Annotated in this window: 22 protein-coding genes and 3 pseudogenes; 10 read left to right on the top strand and 15 right to left on the bottom strand. The window is 56.0% G+C overall.

Translation table 11 applies throughout. The annotated features are described in order from the left end of the window. Both MHY24_RS06620 and MHY24_RS06615 read right to left on the bottom strand, forming a co-directional pair. On the bottom strand, window positions 1-781 hold a 781-nt coding region (locus MHY24_RS06620), incomplete at its 3' end, for an IS256 family transposase (RefSeq protein WP_239228784.1). A gap of 58 nt (window positions 782-839) precedes the next feature. After that, a pseudogene (locus MHY24_RS06615) lies at window positions 840-1,993 on the bottom strand (IS256 family transposase); the annotation flags it as partial. Between the two features lie 331 nt (window positions 1,994-2,324). Here MHY24_RS06615 and MHY24_RS06610 point away from each other — a divergent pair. Beyond that, window positions 2,325-2,549, top strand: a pseudogene (locus tag MHY24_RS06610) (low molecular weight phosphatase family protein); the annotation flags it as partial. Window positions 2,550-2,673: 124 nt separating this feature from the next. Here the strand turns inward: MHY24_RS06610 and MHY24_RS12060 are convergent. From MHY24_RS12060 to MHY24_RS06595, 4 genes are all read right to left on the bottom strand, one after another. Further along, window positions 2,674-2,802, bottom strand: a complete 129-nt coding sequence (locus tag MHY24_RS12060) for a hypothetical protein (RefSeq protein WP_003849984.1) — start codon at window positions 2,800-2,802, stop codon at window positions 2,674-2,676. Between the two features lie 30 nt (window positions 2,803-2,832). Further along, window positions 2,833-3,717, bottom strand: a complete 885-nt coding sequence (locus MHY24_RS06605) for a permease (protein WP_239228783.1) — start codon at window positions 3,715-3,717, stop codon at window positions 2,833-2,835. After that, window positions 3,707-4,096: a helix-turn-helix transcriptional regulator gene (locus MHY24_RS06600; RefSeq protein ID WP_003849997.1), complete on the bottom strand. Its 390-nt coding sequence runs from the start codon at window positions 4,094-4,096 to the stop codon at window positions 3,707-3,709. The genes MHY24_RS06605 and MHY24_RS06600 overlap by 11 nt, the downstream gene beginning before the upstream one ends. A gap of 374 nt (window positions 4,097-4,470) precedes the next feature. Then, window positions 4,471-5,403: a heme A synthase gene (locus MHY24_RS06595; RefSeq protein WP_239228782.1), complete on the bottom strand. Its 933-nt coding sequence runs from the start codon at window positions 5,401-5,403 to the stop codon at window positions 4,471-4,473. A gap of 47 nt (window positions 5,404-5,450) precedes the next feature. Between MHY24_RS06595 and MHY24_RS06590 the strand changes: the two are divergent. Further along, window positions 5,451-5,759: pseudogene (locus tag MHY24_RS06590) on the top strand (transposase); the annotation flags it as partial. Window positions 5,760-6,092: 333 nt separating this feature from the next. On the opposite strand, the gene MHY24_RS06585 reads toward MHY24_RS06590, so the two are convergent. Beyond that, the gene (locus MHY24_RS06585; RefSeq protein ID WP_239228781.1) at window positions 6,093-6,674 is read right to left on the bottom strand and encodes a hypothetical protein; all 582 of its coding nucleotides are present in this window, start codon (window positions 6,672-6,674) and stop codon (window positions 6,093-6,095) included. A gap of 662 nt (window positions 6,675-7,336) precedes the next feature. Here MHY24_RS06585 and MHY24_RS06580 point away from each other — a divergent pair. The 7 genes from MHY24_RS06580 to MHY24_RS06550 all read left to right on the top strand — a co-directional run bounded on the left by MHY24_RS06580 (window position 7,337) and on the right by MHY24_RS06550 (window position 14,306). Next, window positions 7,337-7,600, top strand: coding sequence for a hypothetical protein (locus MHY24_RS06580; RefSeq protein WP_239228780.1), 264 nt, complete (start codon window positions 7,337-7,339; stop codon window positions 7,598-7,600). Between the two features lie 11 nt (window positions 7,601-7,611). Continuing rightward, window positions 7,612-8,115: a hypothetical protein gene (locus MHY24_RS06575; protein WP_239228779.1), complete on the top strand. Its 504-nt coding sequence runs from the start codon at window positions 7,612-7,614 to the stop codon at window positions 8,113-8,115. A 423-nt stretch (window positions 8,116-8,538) separates the two neighbouring features. Beyond that, window positions 8,539-11,064 (top strand): aminopeptidase N, encoded by a 2,526-nt coding sequence (gene pepN / locus MHY24_RS06570; protein ID WP_239228778.1) that lies wholly within the window; start codon window positions 8,539-8,541, stop codon window positions 11,062-11,064. Window positions 11,065-11,147: 83 nt separating this feature from the next. Beyond that, window positions 11,148-11,696, top strand: coding sequence for an RNA polymerase sigma factor (locus tag MHY24_RS06565; protein WP_204610656.1), 549 nt, complete (start codon window positions 11,148-11,150; stop codon window positions 11,694-11,696). Between the two features lie 84 nt (window positions 11,697-11,780). After that, the gene (trxB, locus tag MHY24_RS06560) at window positions 11,781-12,707 is read left to right on the top strand and encodes a thioredoxin-disulfide reductase (protein ID WP_005326022.1); all 927 of its coding nucleotides are present in this window, start codon (window positions 11,781-11,783) and stop codon (window positions 12,705-12,707) included. Between the two features lie 6 nt (window positions 12,708-12,713). Then, on the top strand, window positions 12,714-13,037 hold the full coding sequence (trxA, locus tag MHY24_RS06555; RefSeq protein ID WP_239228777.1) for a thioredoxin: 324 nt from the start codon (window positions 12,714-12,716) through the stop codon (window positions 13,035-13,037). Between the two features lie 87 nt (window positions 13,038-13,124). Continuing rightward, the gene (locus MHY24_RS06550; RefSeq protein WP_239228776.1) at window positions 13,125-14,306 is read left to right on the top strand and encodes an N-acetylmuramoyl-L-alanine amidase; all 1,182 of its coding nucleotides are present in this window, start codon (window positions 13,125-13,127) and stop codon (window positions 14,304-14,306) included. Window positions 14,307-14,316: 10 nt separating this feature from the next. On the opposite strand, the gene MHY24_RS06545 is transcribed toward MHY24_RS06550, so the two are convergent. The 8 genes from MHY24_RS06545 to rpmH are packed head-to-tail and all read right to left on the bottom strand — an operon-like array spanning window position 14,317 to window position 19,200. Continuing rightward, the gene (locus tag MHY24_RS06545; RefSeq protein ID WP_239228775.1) at window positions 14,317-14,895 is read right to left on the bottom strand and encodes a hypothetical protein; all 579 of its coding nucleotides are present in this window, start codon (window positions 14,893-14,895) and stop codon (window positions 14,317-14,319) included. A 9-nt stretch (window positions 14,896-14,904) separates the two neighbouring features. Continuing rightward, complete coding sequence (locus MHY24_RS06540) at window positions 14,905-15,945, bottom strand: ParB/RepB/Spo0J family partition protein (protein WP_239228774.1); 1,041 nt, start codon at window positions 15,943-15,945, stop codon at window positions 14,905-14,907. A 6-nt stretch (window positions 15,946-15,951) separates the two neighbouring features. Then, complete coding sequence (locus MHY24_RS06535) at window positions 15,952-16,800, bottom strand: ParA family protein (protein WP_239228773.1); 849 nt, start codon at window positions 16,798-16,800, stop codon at window positions 15,952-15,954. Between the two features lie 10 nt (window positions 16,801-16,810). Next, a complete protein-coding gene (gene rsmG / locus MHY24_RS06530; protein WP_239228786.1) occupies window positions 16,811-17,410 on the bottom strand; it encodes a 16S rRNA (guanine(527)-N(7))-methyltransferase RsmG in 600 nt (199 codons plus the stop codon). A gap of 29 nt (window positions 17,411-17,439) precedes the next feature. After that, window positions 17,440-18,405 (bottom strand): membrane protein insertase YidC, encoded by a 966-nt coding sequence (yidC, locus tag MHY24_RS06525; RefSeq protein ID WP_239228785.1) that lies wholly within the window; start codon window positions 18,403-18,405, stop codon window positions 17,440-17,442. A gap of 22 nt (window positions 18,406-18,427) precedes the next feature. Then, on the bottom strand, window positions 18,428-18,643 hold the full coding sequence (yidD, locus tag MHY24_RS06520; protein ID WP_005326014.1) for a membrane protein insertion efficiency factor YidD: 216 nt from the start codon (window positions 18,641-18,643) through the stop codon (window positions 18,428-18,430). A 47-nt stretch (window positions 18,644-18,690) separates the two neighbouring features. Further along, window positions 18,691-19,053 (bottom strand): ribonuclease P protein component, encoded by a 363-nt coding sequence (gene rnpA, locus MHY24_RS06515; protein WP_239228772.1) that lies wholly within the window; start codon window positions 19,051-19,053, stop codon window positions 18,691-18,693. A gap of 3 nt (window positions 19,054-19,056) precedes the next feature. Beyond that, window positions 19,057-19,200 carry a 50S ribosomal protein L34 gene (gene rpmH, locus MHY24_RS06510; RefSeq protein WP_003847033.1) on the bottom strand — a complete coding sequence of 48 codons (144 nt, stop codon included), beginning with the start codon at window positions 19,198-19,200 and terminating at the stop codon, window positions 19,057-19,059. A gap of 670 nt (window positions 19,201-19,870) precedes the next feature. Here rpmH and dnaA point away from each other — a divergent pair. Beyond that, the gene (gene dnaA, locus MHY24_RS06505; protein ID WP_239228771.1) at window positions 19,871-21,508 is read left to right on the top strand and encodes a chromosomal replication initiator protein DnaA; all 1,638 of its coding nucleotides are present in this window, start codon (window positions 19,871-19,873) and stop codon (window positions 21,506-21,508) included. Window positions 21,509-21,595: the final 87 nt, after the last annotated feature.

Below are 21,595 nucleotides of genomic sequence, written 5' to 3'. Positions count from 1 at the left end.
AGACGTTCAGCCCGTCACAGCAGACGATAAAGACGTCTTTGACACCACGGTTAGAAAGATTGGCGCATACCTGCGCCCAAAATGAAGCGCCTTCTTCTTTGGCAATCCACAATCCTAAAATGTGTTTGATGCCGTCAAGGTCCACACCGATTGCCATGTACGCACTCTTGTTGACTACCCGGCCGCCATCGCGGACTTTAATGCGCAGCGCGTCCAGGAAAATGACCGGGTAGAACTCATCTAGCTGGCGGTTTTGCCAGACCATAACCTCATCCAAGACGGCGTCAGTAACCGCTGAAATCGTCTCATGGGAGATATCAACCCGCATCGCCGTTGCCATGTGGTGCTGGATATCCCTGATTGTCATCCCACCGGCGTACAAGCTGACAATCATGTCATCGACATCAGTTAAACGTCTCGAGCCTTTAGGGACCATAGTTGGGATAAACGTCCCAGTCCTGTCTCTGGGGATATCCACGGTGACCGGCCCGTAGTTAGAATCCACGGTCTTTGTGTACGACCCGTTGCGGTGATTGTCTGTCCCAGCTGCAGCTTTGCCGCTCCTATCACCAGACTCGTAGCCGAGGTGGGCATCCATCTCGGCATTCAAACCCCTAGTAATCGAGGCTTGCAGCATGCCGCGAACCAGGTCATTGGCATCCGTTGTGGACGTGCCTAGGTCGTCAATCAGTTTCGCGATTTCAGGGTTAGCAAGAAGCTTCTTTTCAATCGCATCAATCTTGGCCTTATCGGCCGGATCTCGTCTCGCCACAGTAGTCATTCTGGCTTATCTCCTTATGCGGGATCGGTTCCCACACACAAACCATCAGACACTCTCACATGTAGCGCTTTTGTTGGATCCAATCATCATGTTGCTCGGCTAGTACAGAGCCGACCAGGCGGATCACAGACCTGCGGTTAGGAAAGATCCCTACAACGTCGGTACGCCGCCGGATCTCCCGATTCAGCCGTTCTGTCGGATTGTTCGACCACACCTTCGTCCACACAGGCTTAGGCGTTAGTGTGAATGCAAAGATTTCAACTAATGACTCCTCTAGGTAGTCGGCGACATCAGGGAAACGCTCATGGCAAAACTCAACAACCTCACGTGCTTGGTCCCACGTGGCTTGAGCGTCGGCTTGCTGGAAGATGGAATGAAACATTCCAGATAGTGTGGTCCACTGGCGTTTGGACACCTTGGATGAGAGGTTCTTAGCAAAATGCGTGCGGCAGCGCTGCCAGCTGGCTGTCGGCAGTACTTGGCCAACAGCGGCCTGGATTCCCAAGTGAGCATCACTGGTAACTAGATAGACTTGCCCAAGTCCGCGGGCTTTAAGGTCTTGGAAGAACCCAGTCCATGATTCCACGGATTCCGATGTGGCGATCTGCATGCCCAACAGTTCTCGGTACCCGTCGTTGTTGACACCGGTAGCGATAAGCACACTGGTTTTGACGACTCTTCCGCCTTCGCGAACTTTCATCGTCAGCGCGTCACACGACAGATAGAAATAAGGGCCGCTATCTAAAGGGCGGGTACGAAAGTCAACGACCATGTCGTCGAGTTCTTTGGCCATATCAGATACCTGTGATTTCGACAGATTGTCAATGCCCAAAGAAGCTACTAGATCATTCATACGCCTAGTGGAGACCCCTTTGAGATAACACGTCGCTATCACGGTAGTTAGAGCTCTTTCGGTGCGGGTACGCCGTTGTAGGAGCCATTCAGGGAAGAATGCCCCGCTACGCAGCTTCGGGATAGCAATATCAAGCGAGCCAACGCGGGTATCGAGCCTGCGGTGGCGGTAGCCGTTGCGGGAATTAGTCCGCTGAGGAGAACTGTGGCGTAATCGGCGCCGCAAACACTATCTGCTTGAGCCGAGAGGATCTGATTGATGAAGTCTGTAAGCATCTGGCGCATCAAGTCAGGGGAAGCCTGAGTGAGCAATTCTTCCAGATACGCAGTCGGATCGATATGATGAGGGTCAGTGGCCATCGCGGGTTACTTCCTTTCGAGGATAGGTAAGAGTTGATTCGAAAGGTACCCGCGGTGGTCGCCTTTATGCGTACCGAAACGAGGCTTCACCCGGGTAACAGATACACCACGCTAGTGGACGCAACCAGAGGCAGTGACGGTTCTGTTCCGTTAGTCATGGAGCCAACCCTAGCCAACAGGAAATCTTGTCATTCACAAAGTGTTCGCTTGGGGTACACCTCAAAAGAACAGTTTTAGAATTACTGTCAGAGTCAGAAGGCGTTGGCACAGATGGCCCCGGTGACCAGGGTTGTGACGACGGCTTCGGAACACCATCCGGTCACTACTCGTGCCTAAGGGTGTGGATCCACAGCTGTTGTGCGAGGTTGACCGCGTGATCATCCTGGAAGGTGATGCCCAGCTGGAGCTTCCCGACGACGCCCACGGAACGTGCGAACGGTGGGTAACCGACGAGCCGTCTAGGAGGGGGATAGAGGGGATCGAGCGCATGCGTCTGGTCCGTGACGACATCGACACGCGTGTACGCCGGCTCGTTGCCGAGCTGCTCGAGAACTGACCACCCCACCTCACACCATCAACGACCCCGCGCGAACTCGCGCGGGGTCGTTGATGCCTGAACTGATCATCAGCGTCGTCGGCCTGAAACCGGACATGCTGGTAGATACCAGGAGCGTGGCAGCTTAGGACTGAGCCTGCGGATGCTCCTCCTCCTGGTCACTGGTGGTGTCGGTGTCGTCGTCGGCGACGATCTCGACACTGCAGCAATCGGAGTTCGTATTCTTCTTGTGAAACAGGTCTTTGAAGCCCATGAGGGTCTCCTTTCGTTAGAGGTACGTGGTTTAGAGGATGATCGTCATCGCGTAGCCGGCCAGCATGGCCGCCAGCAGAATGGTGATCACGAAGGTGGCCAACAGTTTCGGCTTGAACACTGCCGCCAACATCGAGATTTCCGGTGGCGAGGCCCCGGACCCGCCGATCATCATCGCGAAGATCGGGCCGATGGCCACCCCGGCACCCGATAAAGCCAGGGCGACCGGCAGCATCGTCTCCAGTCGGACATACAGCGGGATACCGATCGCCGCAGCCAGTGGAATCAGCCACCAGACGTTTCCACCGGCCATAAATCCCAGGCCGTCTTCGGGCACGACCCCGTAGATGAATGCACCGATGGCCACGCCGATGATCATCGGAAGGAGCATGGGGCGAAGATCGTCCCACGCCTGACGGATCGCTGCCGGGGTTTCTTGTTTGATTCCACGCCACGGGGTCCCGTCCAGCTGGCGCCCGCCCTTGACCTTGACCTTGCGCAGCTGGTTTTCCATACCCAGCGCGGTCCAGACCCAGGGTGCTCCCAGCGACAGCAGCACCATGATCACCGCGTAGCTGATCGCGACCTGCCAGGTAAGAGTCAGCCAGATCCCGCCGACGATAACCGGGTTGAGCAGCGGCGAAGCGATCAGGTAGGTCACGGTGGTACGAAAGGCCACCCCAGCTTTGAGCATGCTGACAAACATCGGGATCGTCGAACAGGAACAAAACGGAGTGATCGCCCCCAACGCCAGTCCCTTGACCTGACCGGGAACCGCTCCACCAGCCATCCAGCTCTGCAACCGCTCCGGGCCGAAGCGCCGGTTGATCAACGCGACCGCATAGGAGATCACCAGAAACAGCAGGAGCAGTTCGACCAGGAGGGTAGCGAACGTGCCGAGCGCGCTAATCAGCATCAACGACCTCGTTTCTCAGGGAGGTGTCCGTGCAGCAGGCGCGTTGTCCCTCCGGCGTCAACGTCGCCAGGTGCGCCAGCCAGCGCACCGGATCAGCCAGCTGAGCACAACACACCGAATTCAGCGTGGCACGACCCGTCGGCTCCGAGTCCACCAGTCCGGCCTTGCGCAGGGCAGCCAGATGATGGCTAACCAACGCCTGACTCATCCCGGTGACCTCATGGAGCTGGCGGTTGGTCATCGACTTCTCCGCCAAGGTGAGCAGAATCGTCAACCGGTTTTCATCCGACAGCGCGGACAAGGTGGGCACGAGTAACTGGGCCCGCTCGGCGGGACTGAGATCCGACGCGGGGATGGATAAGGAAATCTCTGTAAGCACACCCCGACATTAACAAGCGACTACTTGTATTTCAAGCGATGGTTTAAACGTCGGAAAAGGGGACCCTTCTCGCCTTCCCGAGTGTCTCACTTCTAAGGAAGTGAGACACCATTAACAACAATAGATTGAAAATACATAGCTCCAGGAGGAGCATGTCTCACAAGTCACACCTCAAGTGAACAGAACCGTTACTGACTCTAGAAATTTCTGAACAGCTCGAAGCAATCTCCGGGCAAAAATCGGATACGGGCGCGTTAGCTCAAAAGACCAAAATCTTGCACGCCAAGCAGCAACGCTTAAGAAAGAGAAAGTCTTTAGGCTTTTCACAGACGAAGCTAGGGATCGTCTATTCATCAGCCCAACCGGAACCAGCCTTAAGATTCAGCGAGGAAAGTGCGGCTCCTCCCCCGCCCCCATAGAAAAGCGGTATATGTCACGACAACCGTAGACATCAAAACATGCAATGGGACAGCCCACTCTGGAACCCCCAAATAAACTTGCAGAACCCCGATCCCCCACTGAATTATGATGAACAAAATAAGAAGTTTAGCGATTCGTTGAATGCCCTTTGGAGTTCCAGACTTATGTAAAAATATTGCTACCACCACTGTAATCAAGAGGTAGACATACATAGCTCCAGCATGGACGTAAGTCAACATCAATGTGTCAAAAGCTAAGCGTCCTTCCGCTCCAACCTCAGCATCTCCAGCATGTGGCCCAGACCCAGTCACAAGCGTTCCAGTGACGACGACGATAGCAAGTGCGATTGCTGCGATTAATGCCCCCGCACGCAATGCTGGGGTAATAACAAGAGAAGGTTCGTCCCAGTCTGACTCTTGCACTCTCAAATAGAGCAATGCGGAAATCCATACAAGAATGATGGACACCAAAAAATGCAAAGCGACAGCCGACCACTGTAACTGCAGGAGAACGGTAATGCCACCAATTATGGCCTGAGCTACAATCCCTAAACCAACAAAGACAGTAAGGAGGATAATCTCCTTACGACGTTTCGCACGTAGCACAACAATGAATAAGGAAAAGCTAAGAACCACTAGGACAAAAGTCAATAGCCTGTTGCCAAACTCAATTGCTTGATGGATTGCCGGCGCAGCGCCTTCAACGGGGACAAGGGAGCCCGCATGACAATTCGGCCAAGTGTTGCAGCCAAGACCGGATCCAGTAACGCGGACTATTGACCCCGTGACGCTAATTCCAATATTGGCTATCAGTGTGATTAAGGCTAAAATTTTTTGCGCTCTGAAGTGCAGATTTAAATCTGTTTCTTCAATAGCTCGTTGGGACATTCCTCTCATAAGGATACTTTAACTGACAATAGGTATGACTCACAGGTCTCATTCATCATTCGGATCACGGTTCACAGTATGTCAGCGTGGTCTACAACGAGCGTCTTGCCCAGCACGGGATTGCCGCTTCCACCGGAACTGTCGGGGATTCTTATGACAATGCTCTGGCAGAAAACGTTAACGGTTCCTACAAGAACGAGCTGCTCCATACTCGCAGGTGGGATGATGTTGTCGAGGTAGAATTCGCGGGGCTCAAATGGGTGTCATGGTGGAACGAGACTAGGCTCCACCAAAGCTTGGGATACCGAACCCCGGTCGAGGTCGAAACCGAATTTTGGAAGCAGAACCCGCCATAGGAAATAATAGAAATCAAGGCACATGCCTAGGAACAAAACTCGGGGCACTTCACTGCTGTATTTCGGCAGGGCATGTCGGTGTCAACGTCTAGGGGTATTGAACAGAGTGATATTTAGCCCGCTGCGTTCGGCTTGGTCGATGTGGATTTGGTCAGGAAACCAGAATGAGGCCGCCGATCCAGCTAAGGAAACGGACGGGGCCTATCGGTGCCAAATGGTGCCAAATGGTGCCAAATGGTGCTACCCTAGTGTTATTGCCACCTGTTACGACAGGATCGGAAGAAGACCCTGGGACCCCAGCCGGACGACTGGACCCAGGGTCTTCGTCTGCCTCTAGAGGGAATCCGGGGTGGGACGGTTGAGAATCACTTTCTCGTGCAGCTTCTCCCAGTACTGCTCTTCCCCTAGATGGACGGAGTTCAGTGCTCCCAGAACGGCATCTGGAATCCAGAGCAGGGGATCATCGCCACCGCGTACGTGTCGCAGTCGGATGCCAGCACTTTGTCCCTGGCCCTGCAGGGCAACTATATGGGCGACGTCTCGCCTGTTTTGTGCTTCTTGCCGGCTTTCCAAAGTGACGTTGTGGACGTGCATCTCGGAGAGCTCGAAGTACATCTGCTCCAAGCATTTCCTGCGGTGCCTCTCCGTCTTCTTGCTCACTTCACTCCGGTGGGTGATGATCGCTTGCATGGAGTCGATCTCAGAAAGGGTGTCCACGATTTTTCGGCGTCGGCTATTACGTTCGTCGGTCCAGTGAAGTTTGATCTGGCCAGGAAGTCGTAGTGGACGCAGCTCCTCGCGTATTTTTTCCAAGTCTTGAGTGTCGATGATGGCTGCACACACCATGTACTCCTGCCGGTCTGGGGGTCTAAGCGCGGAGGACTCATCGATGTAGGCGACTAGCTGTGATTCCACCCTGAAATTGTAGCCTAGTCTTCAAAGACAACTTCCATATGGCGGGATGCAAGCCACGATCGCTGTGGTCAGAAAACAGCCACCAGGGAACTAGACAGCCGTTGTCTGTGTATAAGGAGAAGAAGGTGCTTTTACCACCAAGACGCTATCCGCTTTTCGGCTGTAGCAGTTCCGTGACGAGATAATACTCAACGAAACAGCCTTGTTGTTTTCGAAGCGAGGACGGGCGGGGGACGATCGGTGAATAATGATTCTATGGGAAAGAATCCAAGTCGGCCCTCGCGCCACACTCGCCGGAAACAGCAGCGGTTAGACCGCGGTTTTACACTCACGGTGGGAGCCGCTCCCACCAGTAGACGTACTAGTGGTGCGGTTGCCTTGCACAATGAACTCCGCCTTGTTCGGAGCTCATTGTTATATGCCGATCAGGTTGATCTGATCGCACCTGCTGCTCTGGCGTACACCCTATTAATAAAAATGTACTGCGAAATGAAGTTGGGCAAGGGAACGGTACATCTTGGGTCTACGAAGAAGTGCTATCAGTTCGAGATGCTATAACTCGCGAAGAAGTAGATCAGATTAATATCAACTTGAGAGTAGATCTCTTTCTTCAAGAAGATGCTATTTTCTCGGGAGTTATTGAATCTGCCTCAAATACTCCGATGGATTTAGATCTCAACTGTGAGCTTAGGCAAGATCGCGAATGGCAACGGGATGTCAAGGTCGGAAATTTCGATTGCAGCACCCTCGCAATGCAACAGGCGCATCACTTCTATGAAAGCAACCTGCCCGCAGCAAAGTTTGGTGATGGAAAATATTTCACAGAGTTTACATACAACGTAACGACCCTTGGACAGACGCCTTCAGGTGAGTGGAGTTTCCAAAGCAATCGTTACACTTGTAATTATGGAGTTTGCCTCTATTAAGGTGTGGTGCGTTGGAAGCTGATGTGTGGGCTCGGGGGTTAACCGAGGCCGAGACGGTCGATGACGTCCGCTTGAATCTTGCGAGAATTGGTGTTTTTTCAAAAACAGAACTCGTCAACATACCATTACTCAGTTTGACTACGCTCACTGAGCGCTATATTTCTGTTTCAGCTAAAGAGCAAGAGCAGACTGATGATATTTATCAGAATTTGCTCGTGAAGCAGACCGACGAGTTTGGCGAAGCGATAAAAAGATTGAGCGCGGATCCTTATTCTTTCGCGTTTTCAGTGCTCAACCAGCCCGACAGAGTTACGGGTGAGTTTGCGGCGGCGCTGCAGTTGAGGTCAACGAAACGTATTGGAAAGATGACTGCGCAGATTTGGGCCGGTATGTTTTGCCAAGCCGGGATAGAACACCTTCTCCATACTGGGGAAAACTGGAAAGCGCATCCTCTCGCCGCAGTCTTTGGGAGTTCCCCTAGGACTACTTACTTGCCTGTCCATAAGCACCGATGACCGTCTGGCTGTTCATCAACTACGTAGGTTGATTCTGAAATCTGAAGTGTCCCGGGTTTTGTTCTGTTTGAGTACACCCTATTGTTACGCCGGTATGTGGCAGAATGTTTCCTGTAAATAGGGCCGTTCCTAGCATTGTTTTACACGCGTCTAGTGGGGTCTAGGCCTTATGTTTACAGAAAGTGGTGAGTGTGGTGTTATCGTCTGACGGTTTCCATAGGTTGCATCCCTCAGTGTGGTGTGACGCTTGCTGATGGTCACTGACATCTTGCGCCACTTGAAGAGTGTGAGACGGCAAAAACTAATCCAACAGGTTCACAGTGAGGCTCCAATACCCGCTGGGTAATTTGCTGCTAAAAGGCAGCGGAACTTAGAACCCCAACCCCGCACCTTACGTGACGGCGGTAACTATAGTTCGTAGACATGACCGCACCACAAAATAAGACGCAGCACGAGTTGCTCCAAGAACGCGCAGCGACGGTGGACCTGCGCGCTTATCACCTCCACCTTGACCTCTCGGAGGTACTCGATAGCCCCACCTACCGCGTGACTACCCGCCTCGAACTCAGCAGCAGTGAGCCCGAGCTTTTCCTGGATTACCTGGGCGAATCCGTCGCGGAGGTCAAGGTCAATAGCACTCCGCAGGAGGTGGACTTTGATGGCAGCATCATCCGGCTGCACGGCCTGCCGGTAGGGGAGGAGCTCGCCATCGAAGTCACCGGCCACTCGCGCTATTCGCGCACCGGCCAGGGTCTGCATCGGATGCACGATCAGGCCGATGACGCGACCTACCTGTATTCACACCTCGAGCCTTCTGATGCCCGCCGCATCTTCCCCTGCCTAGAGCAGCCGGATCTCAAGGCCGTCTTCCACGTGCGCATGACCGCACCGAAAAAGTGGCAGATCCTTTCCAACCAACCGGAAGTCGAACGTCACGAGGAGGGGGAGCTCGCCACCGTTACCTTCGCGCCGACCCCGCCGCTGTCGACGTACCTGACTTCTTTTGCGGCAGGCCCTTACCAGTACCAAGAGCGCACCTGGACCGCCCCGGATGGCAGCCACTCGGCACAGCTGCGCGCCTTTGCGCGCGCGTCCATGTTTGAGCACCTGGACGAGGAAATCCTAGAACTTACCGCCCAAGGCATGGACTTTTTCCATCAGAACTTTGGCTATCCCTATCCGTGGGGCAAGTACGATTCCATCTTTGTACCCGAATACAACCTCGGCGCGATGGAAAATCCCGGCCTGGTGACGTTTACGGAGAACTACATCTTCCGCTCCCGCGCTACCCGCGCGCAGCACGCCGGCCGTGCAAACACCATCCTGCACGAGATGTCCCATATGTGGTTCGGTGATCTGGTCACTCCGCAGTGGTGGGATGACCTGTGGCTCAAAGAGTCCTTCGCGGAATTTATGGGCGCGGATTCTTCCGTCCACGGCACCGACTACACCGAGGCCTGGGCAAACTTTGCCGGCGCCCGCAAGAACTGGGCCTACCTGCAGGATCAGCTGCCCACCACGCACCCCATCAAGGCGGAGATCCCGGACGTGGATGCCGCGCGCCAAAACTTCGATGGCATCACCTATGCCAAGGGAGCGGCGGTGCTCAAACAGCTGGTGCACTACGTCGACCACGATAATTTCTACGCCGGTGCGCGCGACTACTTCCAGGAGCACGCCTTTGCCGCCGCCACCTTTGATGACCTCCTGCAGGCGCTAAAAAAGCACACGGACCGCGATCTTGATGCCTGGTCCCAAGCCTGGCTGCGCACCTCGGGCCCGGATACCCTCACCCCGGAGTTGCACACCGAAGGCGAGAAAATTGCGGAGCTGGCCATCAGTGCAGACGCCGAGGACGTCACCCGACCGCACCGCCTGACCGCTTCGCTCTTTGATGCATCCCTGCACAAGTACCGCGAGATCGACATCGATCTCCCCGCCGGCGATGGCACCACCCGCACCATCATCGATGAAGCGGCCGGTCTTCCGGCCCCTGCATTGCTGTTGCTTAACGACGCCGACCATACCTACGCCAAGATCCGCTTCGACGAGGCCTCCCTAGACACAGCGAGTGAGCGCCTGACCGACATCGAGGATGAATTGACCCGTGCGGTAATCTGGACCGCGCTGTGGAACCTCACTCGCGATGGGGAAATGTCGGCGATTGACTATGTGGGGGTCGTCGTCAAGCACGAAGCCTATGAGACCAACACGACGCTGCTGGCTACTGCCTGCGCCAATGCCAACTTTGCCAGTGCGCATTATGTTGCAGACACCGCCCGCGAGCAGGTCCGCACCGACTATGCCGAGGCGATCTGGGGCCACCTGGCCGAGTCCGAACCAGCCTCGGATGCCCAGCTTGTGCTCGCTCGCGCCGCCATCCGCGCACTCGCCGCAACGCCGGAGGAATCAGGCACCGCGCGCCTTAAGGCCCTGCTCTCCGGTGACATTGCCGGCCTTCGCTTGGACCCCGAAATCCGCTGGTCGATCTTACGCGCCCTCGCCGCCCGCAATGCCGTAACCCCGGCCGAGCTCGAAGAGGAAAAGCAGCGCGATAATACGCTGACCGGCGCTACCGAATTCCTCGGCGCCAGCCACGCCTTCCCCACGCCGGAGACCAAGCGCTCCGCGTTCGATAAGGCACTCACGCCCGGCGCATATTCCAATGCCGAAGTCGACGCACTGGTCACCGGTTTCAATGCCCCGCGCTCAGCTAGCCTGCAGGAGGCCTTCGCGGAGGAGTTCTTCTCCCGCGTGGAAGACATCTGGGCCGCGCACCCGATTGAGATTGCTAACCGCCTCATCCGCGGCTTCTACCCAGAGCTGCCGATGGCCGATGCCGCCACCACGCGCCTGCTGCACCGGGAGCTGCCAGGAGCGCTGCGCCGCATCCTGCTGGAATGCCGCGATAACCTGCGGCGCACCCTCCGCGTGCGGGCTGGTCAATAAACTGTACAGCCTAGCGCTCGCGCCCTAATTCCCCTCGGGTCACACTGTGTATAACAGTTGTTGATCCGGGGGGGAATCTACATATGACGCTCAGTCATGACCGCAGTGACGAAGAACTAGTTGATGCTTTTATTGAGGGGGACAATAAGGCCTTTTCCACCATCGTGGAACGCCACCGCACGCGGCTGACGACGGTAGCGCGGCGCTACACCAGAAACGATCATGATGCCCAAGATGTGGTCCAGGAAGCCTTCCTGCGCGCCAGCTGCAACCTGCACTCCTATCGCCGCGAGTCTGCGCTATCGACCTGGCTGCACCGGCTGGTGAAAAACTCTGGCTATGACTACTTGAACCACCGTTCTAACAGGGAAAATGCTTCATTAGATGCGGAGGACTTTGACTACGATCGCAACCCGCTGCTCGCGCATAACCCTTCCGAAAACCTAGCGGAGCAGCTAGTGGTGCGCGAAGCCATGCAGCTGCTGCGGGAGGATCAGCGCGAAGCGCTGGTGCTTACCGACGTCGCCGGGTTCCGCGTCGGCGAAGTTGCCACCGCCCAAGGGGTAAAGCCCGGCACCATCAAATCCCGCCGCGCCCGAGCGAGGGAAGTCCTACGCGCCGCCATGGGGTGAGTTTGCTAATACCGACGTTTGTCAGCGTGGCGGGTAGACTCAGGGCGTTACGCGAAACCACACTCTGATTTAAGGGAGTTAGCAATGACCGTCCACGATGTTGCCATCGTAGGTTCCGGCCCTGCCGGTTACACCGCCGCGCTGTACGCGGCACGCGCCGAGCTCAACCCGATTGTATTCGAGGGCTTCGAGTACGGCGGCGAGCTTATGAATACCACCGAGGTAGAAAACTACCCCGGCTTCCAAAAGGGCATCATGGGCCCAGAGCTCATGGAAGAAATGCGCGCCCAGGCCATCCGCTTCGGTGCGGATCTCCGCATGGAGGTCGTTGACTCCGTTGAGCTGGAAGGCGATATTAAAAAGCTGCACGTGGGTGACGAGCTCTTTGAGGCCCGCGCCGTCATCCTCGCCACCGGTGCCGCCCCGCGCCACCTCGGCGTACCAGGTGAGGAAGAACTTACCGGCCGCGGCGTTTCTACCTGCGCTACGTGCGATGGCTTCTTCTTCAAGGACCACAATATTGCCGTTATCGGCGGCGGCGACTCTGCCATGGAGGAGGCTACCTTCCTCACCAAGTTCGCGGACTCTGTCACCATTGTGAACCGCTCCGAGAACTTCCGCGCCTCCAAGATCATGCTGGAGCGCGCCCAGGCCAACGAAAAGATCAAGTGGGAGACCAATAAGGTCGTCGAAGAAGTTATTGAAGCCGATGGCAAGGTCGGCGGACTCAAACTCAAGGACGTCACCAACGGCGAGACTTCCACCTTGGACGTCACTGCCATGTTCGTAGCAATTGGCCATGATCCGCGCTCTTCCTTCCTCAATGATCAGGTCAAACTCAATGACAACGGCTATGTTGTAGTTGAACAACCCACCACCAAGACCTCCCTGCCAGGCGTTTTCGCCTGCGGTGACTTGGTGGATGACCACTACCAGCAGGCAATTACCGCGGCCGGCTCCGGTTGCCGTGCGGCAATTGATGCGGAACATTTCCTCGCAGAAAACCGTTAATTCAGTATGAGCAATGTCAAGAAAGTAACCACCGATACGTTCCGTAAGGACGTCATCGAGTCCGATAAGCCCGTCGTCGTCGACTTCTGGGCCGAATGGTGCGGCCCGTGCAAGAAGCTTTCCCCCATCCTGGAAGAGGTAGCGGAGGAGTTGGACGGCCAAGTCACCGTCGCCAAGGTTAACGTCGATGAAGAGCGCAATCTGGGCGCCATGTTCCAGATCATGTCCATCCCAAATGTGCTGATTTTCAACCACGGCGAGAAGGTAGATGAATTTATTGGTCTGCGTTCTAAAGATGACATCGTGGCGCAAGTGAAAAAGCAGCTTTAACTGTTAATCTAATTTCTATTAGATTAAGCGTGTAGAAATTCTGGAATGCGGCCCAAACTAAAGCGGGCTGCGAAAGGGGTAAAAGGCGTGAATCGCGTTCTTCGAGTCGGCGATACAAGCGTGCGTGTAGCTGAGGCTCGCGCCACCTTGGCCCGTCTCGGCCTCTTGTCAGATTTCAAGGGGGAGCTTTCTGCATGGAAGAAGCAGAAGTACTCCGAGAGCGACAAGAGCTTTGATGCCAATTTGTCTGAGGTCCTCAAGGCCTTTCAGCAATCGCGCGGCATCGTGCCCACGGGTGAGATCGATGACCTCACCCTGCGCGAACTGCGCCAAGCCTCGTACACGCTCGGCAGCCGCGTGCTCAGCTACGAGCCCGCAAATACACTGGTGGGTGACGATATCTCCCAGCTGCAGCAGCAACTGCAGGAACTTGGTTTCTACCAGCAGCGTGTAGATGGCCACTTCGGCCCTAAAACCCACGCCGCGCTGAAAGAATACCAACACAACTGCGGCCTGCAAGAAGACGGTGTGTGCGGCCCCGCCACCATCCGCGCCCTTGGACTGCTCGGCCGTCGTATTACCGGTGGTTCCGCGCACAATATCCAAGAGCGTGAGCGCGTTCGCAACGCCGGCCCAAAGCTCGCGGGCAAGCGCGTCGTCATCGATCCCGCCCTAAGCGGCGGCGAAGCTGGACAGCTGGTCAAGGGTCGCTTCGGCGATATTTCAGAGCAAGAAATCCTGTGGGATCTTACCCAGCGAATCGAAGGGCGCATGATTGCAGCGGGAATGGAGACCATCATCTCCCGGCCTCGGACCTCCGATGCGGACGTCAAGTCCCGCGCCGAACTGGCTAACGCTTTCGATGCGGACATGGTCATTTCCCTAGCCTGCGATTCCTACCCCAATGAGAAGGCAAATGGTGTTGCCACCTTCTACTTTGGTTCTGAGTTGGGCAATTCCTCGCTCATTGGTGAGACCCTCTCCGGGTTCATCCAGCGCGAAATCGTCGCCCGCACCGAGCTGCTAGACTGCGGCAACCACGGCCGCACCTGGGATCTGCTGCGCCTGACCCAGATGCCGGTCATCCAGATCGTGCTAGGATATCTGACCAACCCAGAAGACGTAAAGATTCTCACCAATCCGTCCCGCCGCGATGACATTGCCGAAGCCATCGTCATTGCAGTAAAGCGCATGTACCTCATGGAGCAGGACACCGCCGTGACAGGCGCATATAAGTTCTCCGAGCTTCTGCAAGCCGAGCAGGCCTAGACCTGGTCACCTAAGCCAAAGCGCGAGCAAGCAAATCTTCAACAGCCGCCGCACTGAGCACATCGTGCTCCGGTGGAAGCTCCAAGCGCAGGCGGGGGAGTACTGGGTGATCGGCGGCCACCTCGAAGCCCGCTGAGCGCAGGGTGTCATAAGCCATTAGCCCGATATAGGCTGGCTTATGGCCCAAAAATTCTGCCGCAGTGACGGGGTCACCGTAATAGCCAAAAGCCTCTACTGCGCAGCTGCCGCGGTTAGTTAGGTGCATAATGGCGGCGTCGACAAGCACTGCCTCAATGCCACGCCCCGCTAGATGCGCCTTGACGAAGAGCGAGGTAATAACCTCCGCATCCTCAGAAATGGGTGCTGTGGGAAGTTTGGCGGTGCCGGCGGCATCCTCGCGGGAGCAAAACAAAATGGTGGCGTCCTCGCCCACGGTAAAGCCGCACTGCCCAAAAGACAGCAGGGTGGTAGCCAGCCATGCTTCCTTTTCAAAAACGGGATCGCTGACCGCAGCCTCAAGCTCCCAAAAGGTACTACGCGCAGCCTGGCGGTGGATGCGCGTGCCTTCGATCACCGGCTCGAGGATCATCGCCTCGGACTACTGCTGGCCCTCAATAAGCGACATGATGCGCTCGAAATCTTCTTGGTCACCAAATTCCACGACCATCTTGCCCTTGCGCTTGCCCATGGTCACGGTGACCTTGGTATCGAAGCGGTCGGACAGGCGCTCAGCGGAATCGGTAAAGTACTGCGGCTGCGGTGCCGGCTGCTTCTTCTTGGCTTCGGCCGGCTTACCATCGCGCTTGTAGAGGGTGACTGCCTCCTCGGTGGCGCGTACGGACAGGCCCTCCGCGATGATGCGGTTGGCAATGTATTCCATGGCCTCGGTATCGTCCAAGGACAATAGGGCACGCGCGTGGCCGGCAGATAAGGTACCAGCAGCTACGCGCTTTTGAACCTCTACCGGCAGCTTGAGCAGGCGCAGCATATTGGTCACCTGTGGGCGCGAACGACCAATGCGGTCCGCCAGCTCGTTCTGAGTAACGCCGAACTCTTCCAGCAGCTGCTGGTAGGCGTGCGCTTCTTCCAAGGGGTTGAGCTGCACGCGGTGAATATTCTCCAGCAGAGCATCGCGCAGCAAGTTGTCATCCTTGGTATCGCGCACGATGGCCGGAATCGTGGCCAGGCCCGCCTTGGAGGAAGCGCGCCAACGGCGCTCACCCATAATGAGCTCAAAGCCGCCTTCTTCGGAAGGACGCACAACAACAGGCTGCAAAAGGCCGAACTCGCGAATGGAGTGTACGAGCTCGGCAAGCTCATCTTCATCGAAGACGGTGCGTGGCTGTTTGGGGTTGGGGATAATATCCCCAATAGAAATCTCGCGATAGGTCGCGCCAATGGGGGCCGGAGTGGACTGGCGCTTCTTGGAAGACTTAGAACCCGAATCCTGTTGAATGGTCGGGGCACCTTTAACGCGTTTGCCCTCGCCACCCTTACGGCCCGGCTGCGGAGTGGAATTGCCTAAGATGATATCCGCAGCGGAATCGCCTAGGCGCGGCTTGCGGGTAGGTGCATCAGGACCGGACGGGATGAGTGCGGCTAGGCCTTTGCCAAGGCCGCCTTGCTTCTGTTCTGCCATGAGTTCCTATCCTTCCAATTCCGCGTAAATCTCTGGGCTTACGCCAATCGCACCGGTGGTCGGATGCGGGCGATAATCGCCGCGCCGGTTGAGCTCGCGAGCCGCCGCAAGGTAGGCCCGCGCACCAGTAGATGAGGGCGAGTAATCAATAACCGTAGTACCGTACCCCGGCGCCTCGGAAACACGCACGGAGCGCGGGATAACATTGCCCAGCACCACGGCACCGAACTGCTCGCGAACGTTATCAGCCACATCTTCCGCCAGACGGGTGCGAGCATCATACATAGTAAGCAGCACGGCGGAAATGTGTAAGTCCTCGTTGAGGTGTTCACGAATCATGGAGATATTGCCCAGCAGCTGGCCCACACCCTCCAGGGCGTAATACTCGCATTGAATCGGGATGATGACCTCTTCAGCGCACGTCATCGCATTGATGGTAAGCAGGCCAAGCGATGGCGGGCAGTCAATGAAGACATATTCGAAGCCATGCTCTTCCAGGAAGCCGTTATGTAGGGCGTCATAGAGCCGAAATTCGCGGCGTACCATAGACACCATTTCAATCTCCGCGCCAGCCAAGTCGATGGTGGCGGGGATGCAAAAGAGATTCTCATTGTGGGAAGAAGGCTGCATAGCCTTTTCCGCATTGCAGTCACCTAGGAGGACCTCATAGCTGGAATCGGTGCCGGAGTTATGTTCCGCGCCCATGGCCGTGGAGGCGTTTCCCTGCGGGTCGAGGTCGATCACCAGCACTTTCTTGCCCTCTGTAGCTAGCGCTGCGGCCAAGTTAGCGGCGGAGGTGGTTTTACCTACGCCGCCTTTCTGGTTAGCAATGGTGATAAGGCGCGGATTAGTCATGCCGTCTACTTTAGTTCACGCGCGAGACACGAATGATCGTGGTTCCCTCGATGGTGCTGACCTCGGCCTTTCCTCCGCCGGCCTTCTTAATGTCGCCGGCATCGCGTTCCAGTTCCTCGTGCACCGAAGAACCCTTCAGCGCGATCATTTCACCACCCTTGCGTACGAGTGGCAGCGACCATTTCGCCAGCTTGCCCAGGGGCGCGACGGCGCGGGACGTGACCACGTCTGCTCCCGCCACGGCCTTTTTAATGGGGCCCTCCTCGGCACGGCCACGCAGGACCGTCACGTTGTCTAGGCCAAGCTCCTCAACGACCTCGTTGAGGTAGTTATAGCGCTTGAGCAACGGCTCAATCAGCGTGATTTGCAGGTCCGGGCGCGCAATGGCCAGCGGAATACCGGGCAACCCAGCACCCGAGCCGACGTCGATAACCGTGGCATCTTCTGGGATAGCCTGCTTGACGACGGCGCAATTAATAATGTGCCTATCCCACAAACGTGGCACCTCGCGGGGGCCTATAAAACCACGAATGGACCCGTCCGTAGCGAGCGAATCATGGTAAACCTGCGCGAGGGGCAAGCGGGAGCCGAATACTACTGACGGGTCCATCTCGGACACGATGGGGTTCTCCTCCGTGTTTATTTGTTTTTGCGCTGTTTCTTTGTGCGGTTGTCCTTCTTACGGGCACCCGGCTTAGGAGCGGAGGTGCGCTTGGCCTCAGCCTTAGCGGCTTCCTCCTCTTCTTCCTCGCGGTCCATCTTGGCATAGACAATGCGGGTTTGGAAGAAGGTCCAAACGGTATTGGCCATCATGTAAAACAGCAGACCAATTGGCCAGATGAAGCCGGAGAAAATCAGCATGGCCGGCATGACCCACAGCATCATCTTGGACATCATGGCCATTTGCTGTTGCATCATTTCCGCATTCTGGCCCTGCGGAGCTTGGGTTTTGCCAGCAGCACGACGCTTTTCTTGACGGTTCAAGCTCATGCGGGCATTGAAGTGGGTCATGACTGCAATGATGGCAATCATCGGAACGATGATTACTGCCGCCTGGCTAGTGGTCACGCCTTCTACAATCGGCGAATTCAAACGCAGATTGGTCACCAGTGGTACATCAAAGATCTTGGCATCTAGGAATTGTTGAACCAGATCCGGCTTGAAGATGTAGTTCGCGGTATTGGCGTTTTCTTCAATAGACATCGGATCGCCACTGGGGTGGCCAATACCACCGGCCACAGCGACGGTGCGGTCGAAAGAGCGCAGCACGTGGAACAAACCAACGAACATCGGAATCTGCGCAAAGACTGGTAGGCAGCCGGCCATCGGACGAACGCCGGACTCCTTGTAGACCTTCTGCATTTCCTGCGCGGCCTTGGTTTGGTCATTGCCGTACTTCGCGCGGATTTCCTGCACCTTAGGCTGGATTTCCTGCATCTTGCGCGAGGAACGAATCTGGCTGATGGTCGGCTTGACCATCAGTGCCTTAAGCGTCCAGGTCAGCAGCACAATGGCCAGAATCCAGGTAATGCCCCAGGCAGGGTCCATTACGAGGGACAGCAGCCAGTGCCAGAACCACAAAACGGCCGAAATTGGCCAGTAAATGAAATTCACGAGTGTTTAATCCTCAATTGTTGTTGGTACCCGGGACCGGATCGAATCCGCCCGGATGCCAGGGGCCGCATTTGCAGACCCTAGCTATTGCCATCGCCGTACCCTTGATTGCGCCGTGTTGAGACAGCGCCTCTAGGGCATAAGCACTGCATGTCGGCTCAAACCGACAGGTCGATACCATCTTAAGGCCAGAGACATGTTTTTGGTAGAAACGAACCACTTTGACCATTGGTTTGGCCAATCCTCTGGCTGGGGGAATTTCCTCCCCGCGGGAATTTAGATATCCCATTGCTTGCGCAGTGCTTTGGCAAGATCTTTTTCTAATTGCTCACTGCTAGCAGTGGCGCTGGCGGGCAAGGCACGGATGACAACGTCCACGCTGGCGGGCAGCTTGGGAATAAATGTCATGCACACATGGCGAAGCCGCCGGGAGGTGCGGTGGCGAACCACTGCATTCCCGACGGCTTTAGAAACAATCAGCCCGAATCGCGGCCCAGTGGCGGCGATATCGGCTGCCTTGTCCGTACCTGCGTTATCGCGCGCATGCACGACGACCGTACGAGTGCCCGCCCGGCGGCTGCCCTTCATCGTGCGCCGAAATTGCACCGGCGACGTGAGCTTATGCTGGGCTGGAAGCATAACTTATGCAGTCAGCTTTGCGCGGCCCTTCTTGCGACGAGCTGCAACGATTGCGCGACCTGCACGGGTGCTCATGCGGGTGCGGAAGCCGTGCTTACGAGCACGACGACGGTTGTTCGGCTGGAACGTGCGCTTACCCTTTGCCACGTTAATTCTCCTTGAAGTTGTGCGTAGGCACACCACCGCGATGCAGCGGCACGCCCACTGATGAATAGATTCCATGAACCTGACGCATCACAGTCTCTCCGGTGCACGGCGAGCCGACGGGCCCAGCCGGTGCGAGGTGACGCTGTCACTTTCACGCGCAACTCTTTGTTGCAATAGACCATGCCAGATTACGTGATTTCTGCCGCTGGGAACAAATCGACACCCGGGTACACCCGAAATTACATAAATGTTTTTTCCTGCAGCTAGACGGCCAGATTCTACGCTCTTACTGCACCTAATCCATCACGCAGTAAGACCCACCCCAACCCACACCCGGGTGGTGAATTTTTCTCGCTAGACACACCCGCCGTTTCGGCGGTAGAACAGAAGAATCAAATTCCACAGCCCAACCGGTCATGTGGATAACTCTAAATCAACGCTTGAGACTTTTGTAGTTTCCGCAGCATACGGCCATAAACTGACCAATGAAGAGTTATCCACAGTCATGAACTAAGCTGTGAATAACTATTTCATCCACACCTGTGGATAACTCTGTGGAGATCGAGGTGACTCGATAAAAACCGATGTGAAAACCACGGTGGAATCCGCAGTGAAAATTGTTATTCAATGTCCACCCGTCCCCGACTAAATTCCACAAAGGTAGCCTGTTGTGACTGACCCACAAGCGAACCTGCATGCCGTTTGGCGCGCGGTCGTTGATGACCTGCTCGCACAATCCGAGCAACCCAATTCCGAGGTCCCCAGTTTTTCGCACTCACAGCGCCTTTATCTCCAACTGGTTCGCCCCATCATGATGGTCGAGGGCTACACCCTCGTTGCCGCCGAAAACCTGGATGCCAAAAATGTGGTCGAAAATGAGTTGGGCGAGCACATTGCCAAGGCATTAACCCGTCACCTAGGCCGGCCGTGTTCCTTTGCGGTTACCCTTGCCACCCCGCAAGAGCCACAGCCGCCGGCCGCGGACCCTGCACCACAGCCAACACCCCCTCAACAACAGCAATCGCCTCAAGCGAAACCGCCGCAGAACACGGAATCTACCCAGAACTACATTCCGCGCCCGCAGCAAACGGATGCCGCTGCACAGCAGGCCCCTTCCCAGAACAATTGGCAGTCGAGTCACGCCCCTGCAAGCCTGGATGAGCTGGCCCAGCACTATACCCAACAGCAGGCAGAATCCGCGGGAAATTTCTCCGGTGCTGCCACCAATTCTGCCCGCATCCCGCGCGAGGCCCCGGCGCACGATCCCAACCGTGAAACTTCCCTCAATCCGAAGCACACCTTTGATAGCTTCGTGATCGGTTCTTCGAATCGTTTTGCCAATGGTGCCGCCGTGGCTGTAGCCGAGAATCCCGCCCGTGCGTACAACCCACTATTTATCTGGGGTGGCTCTGGTCTAGGTAAAACGCACCTTTTGCATGCCGCTGGCAATTACGCCCAAGTACTGCATCCGGGTCTGCGCGTGAAGTATGTGTCTTCGGAAGAATTCACGAATGACTATATTAATTCCCTGCGCGATGACCGTCAGGAATCATTCAAGCGGCGCTACCGCAATCTCGACATTTTGATGGTCGATGACATCCAGTTCTTGGAAGGCAAAGAATCCACCCAGGAAGAGTTCTTCCATACTTTCAATGCGCTGCACCAAGCCAATAAGCAGATCATTTTGTCTTCGGACCGCCCACCGAAGCAGCTAACCACGCTGGAAGATCGCCTCCGCACCCGCTTTGAAGGCGGTCTTATCACCGATATTCAGCCGCCAGATCTAGAAACGCGTATCGCGATTTTGATGAAGAAGGCGGCCAATGACGGCACCGAAGTGGATCGCTCCGTGCTTGAGCTCATTGCCTCTCGTTTTGAGTCATCTATTCGTGAGCTCGAGGGCGCGTTGATCCGCGTTTCGGCCTATTCCTCCTTGGTGAATGAGCCAATCAACGTGGAGATGGCAGAAATCGCGTTGCGCGATTTGGCCCCAGATTCCGCCGATAGGCAAATCACCGCTACCTCGATCATGGAGGTCACGGCAGAATTCTTCGATATTGATGTAGAAACTTTGCGCGGCGCTGGCAAAAAGCGTGCGGTGGCGCATGCACGCCAGTTGGCTATGTATCTGTGCCGCGAGCTCACGGAGCTATCCCTCCCCAAGATCGGTGAACAGTTCGGCGGCAAAGACCACACCACCGTCATTTACGCGGATCGCAAGATCCGCAAAGAAATGACTGAAAAGCGCAATACTTACGACGAGATCCAGGCGCTTACCCAGCGCATCAAGAATCGCGGTCGCGCCTAAATTTCTCTACCGCTGCTTCAGCGCCTTCCTTATATAAAGGAGGGCGCTTTTGTCTGCCCTTTGTCACTTCGCGGATTCTGCTCGGAC

The sequence above is a fragment of the Corynebacterium sp. ACRPQ genome (genome assembly GCF_022347225.1).
Taxonomy (GTDB): domain Bacteria; phylum Actinomycetota; class Actinomycetes; order Mycobacteriales; family Mycobacteriaceae; genus Corynebacterium; species Corynebacterium tuberculostearicum_D.
This window is presented reverse-complemented; position numbering and strand designations above follow the sequence as displayed.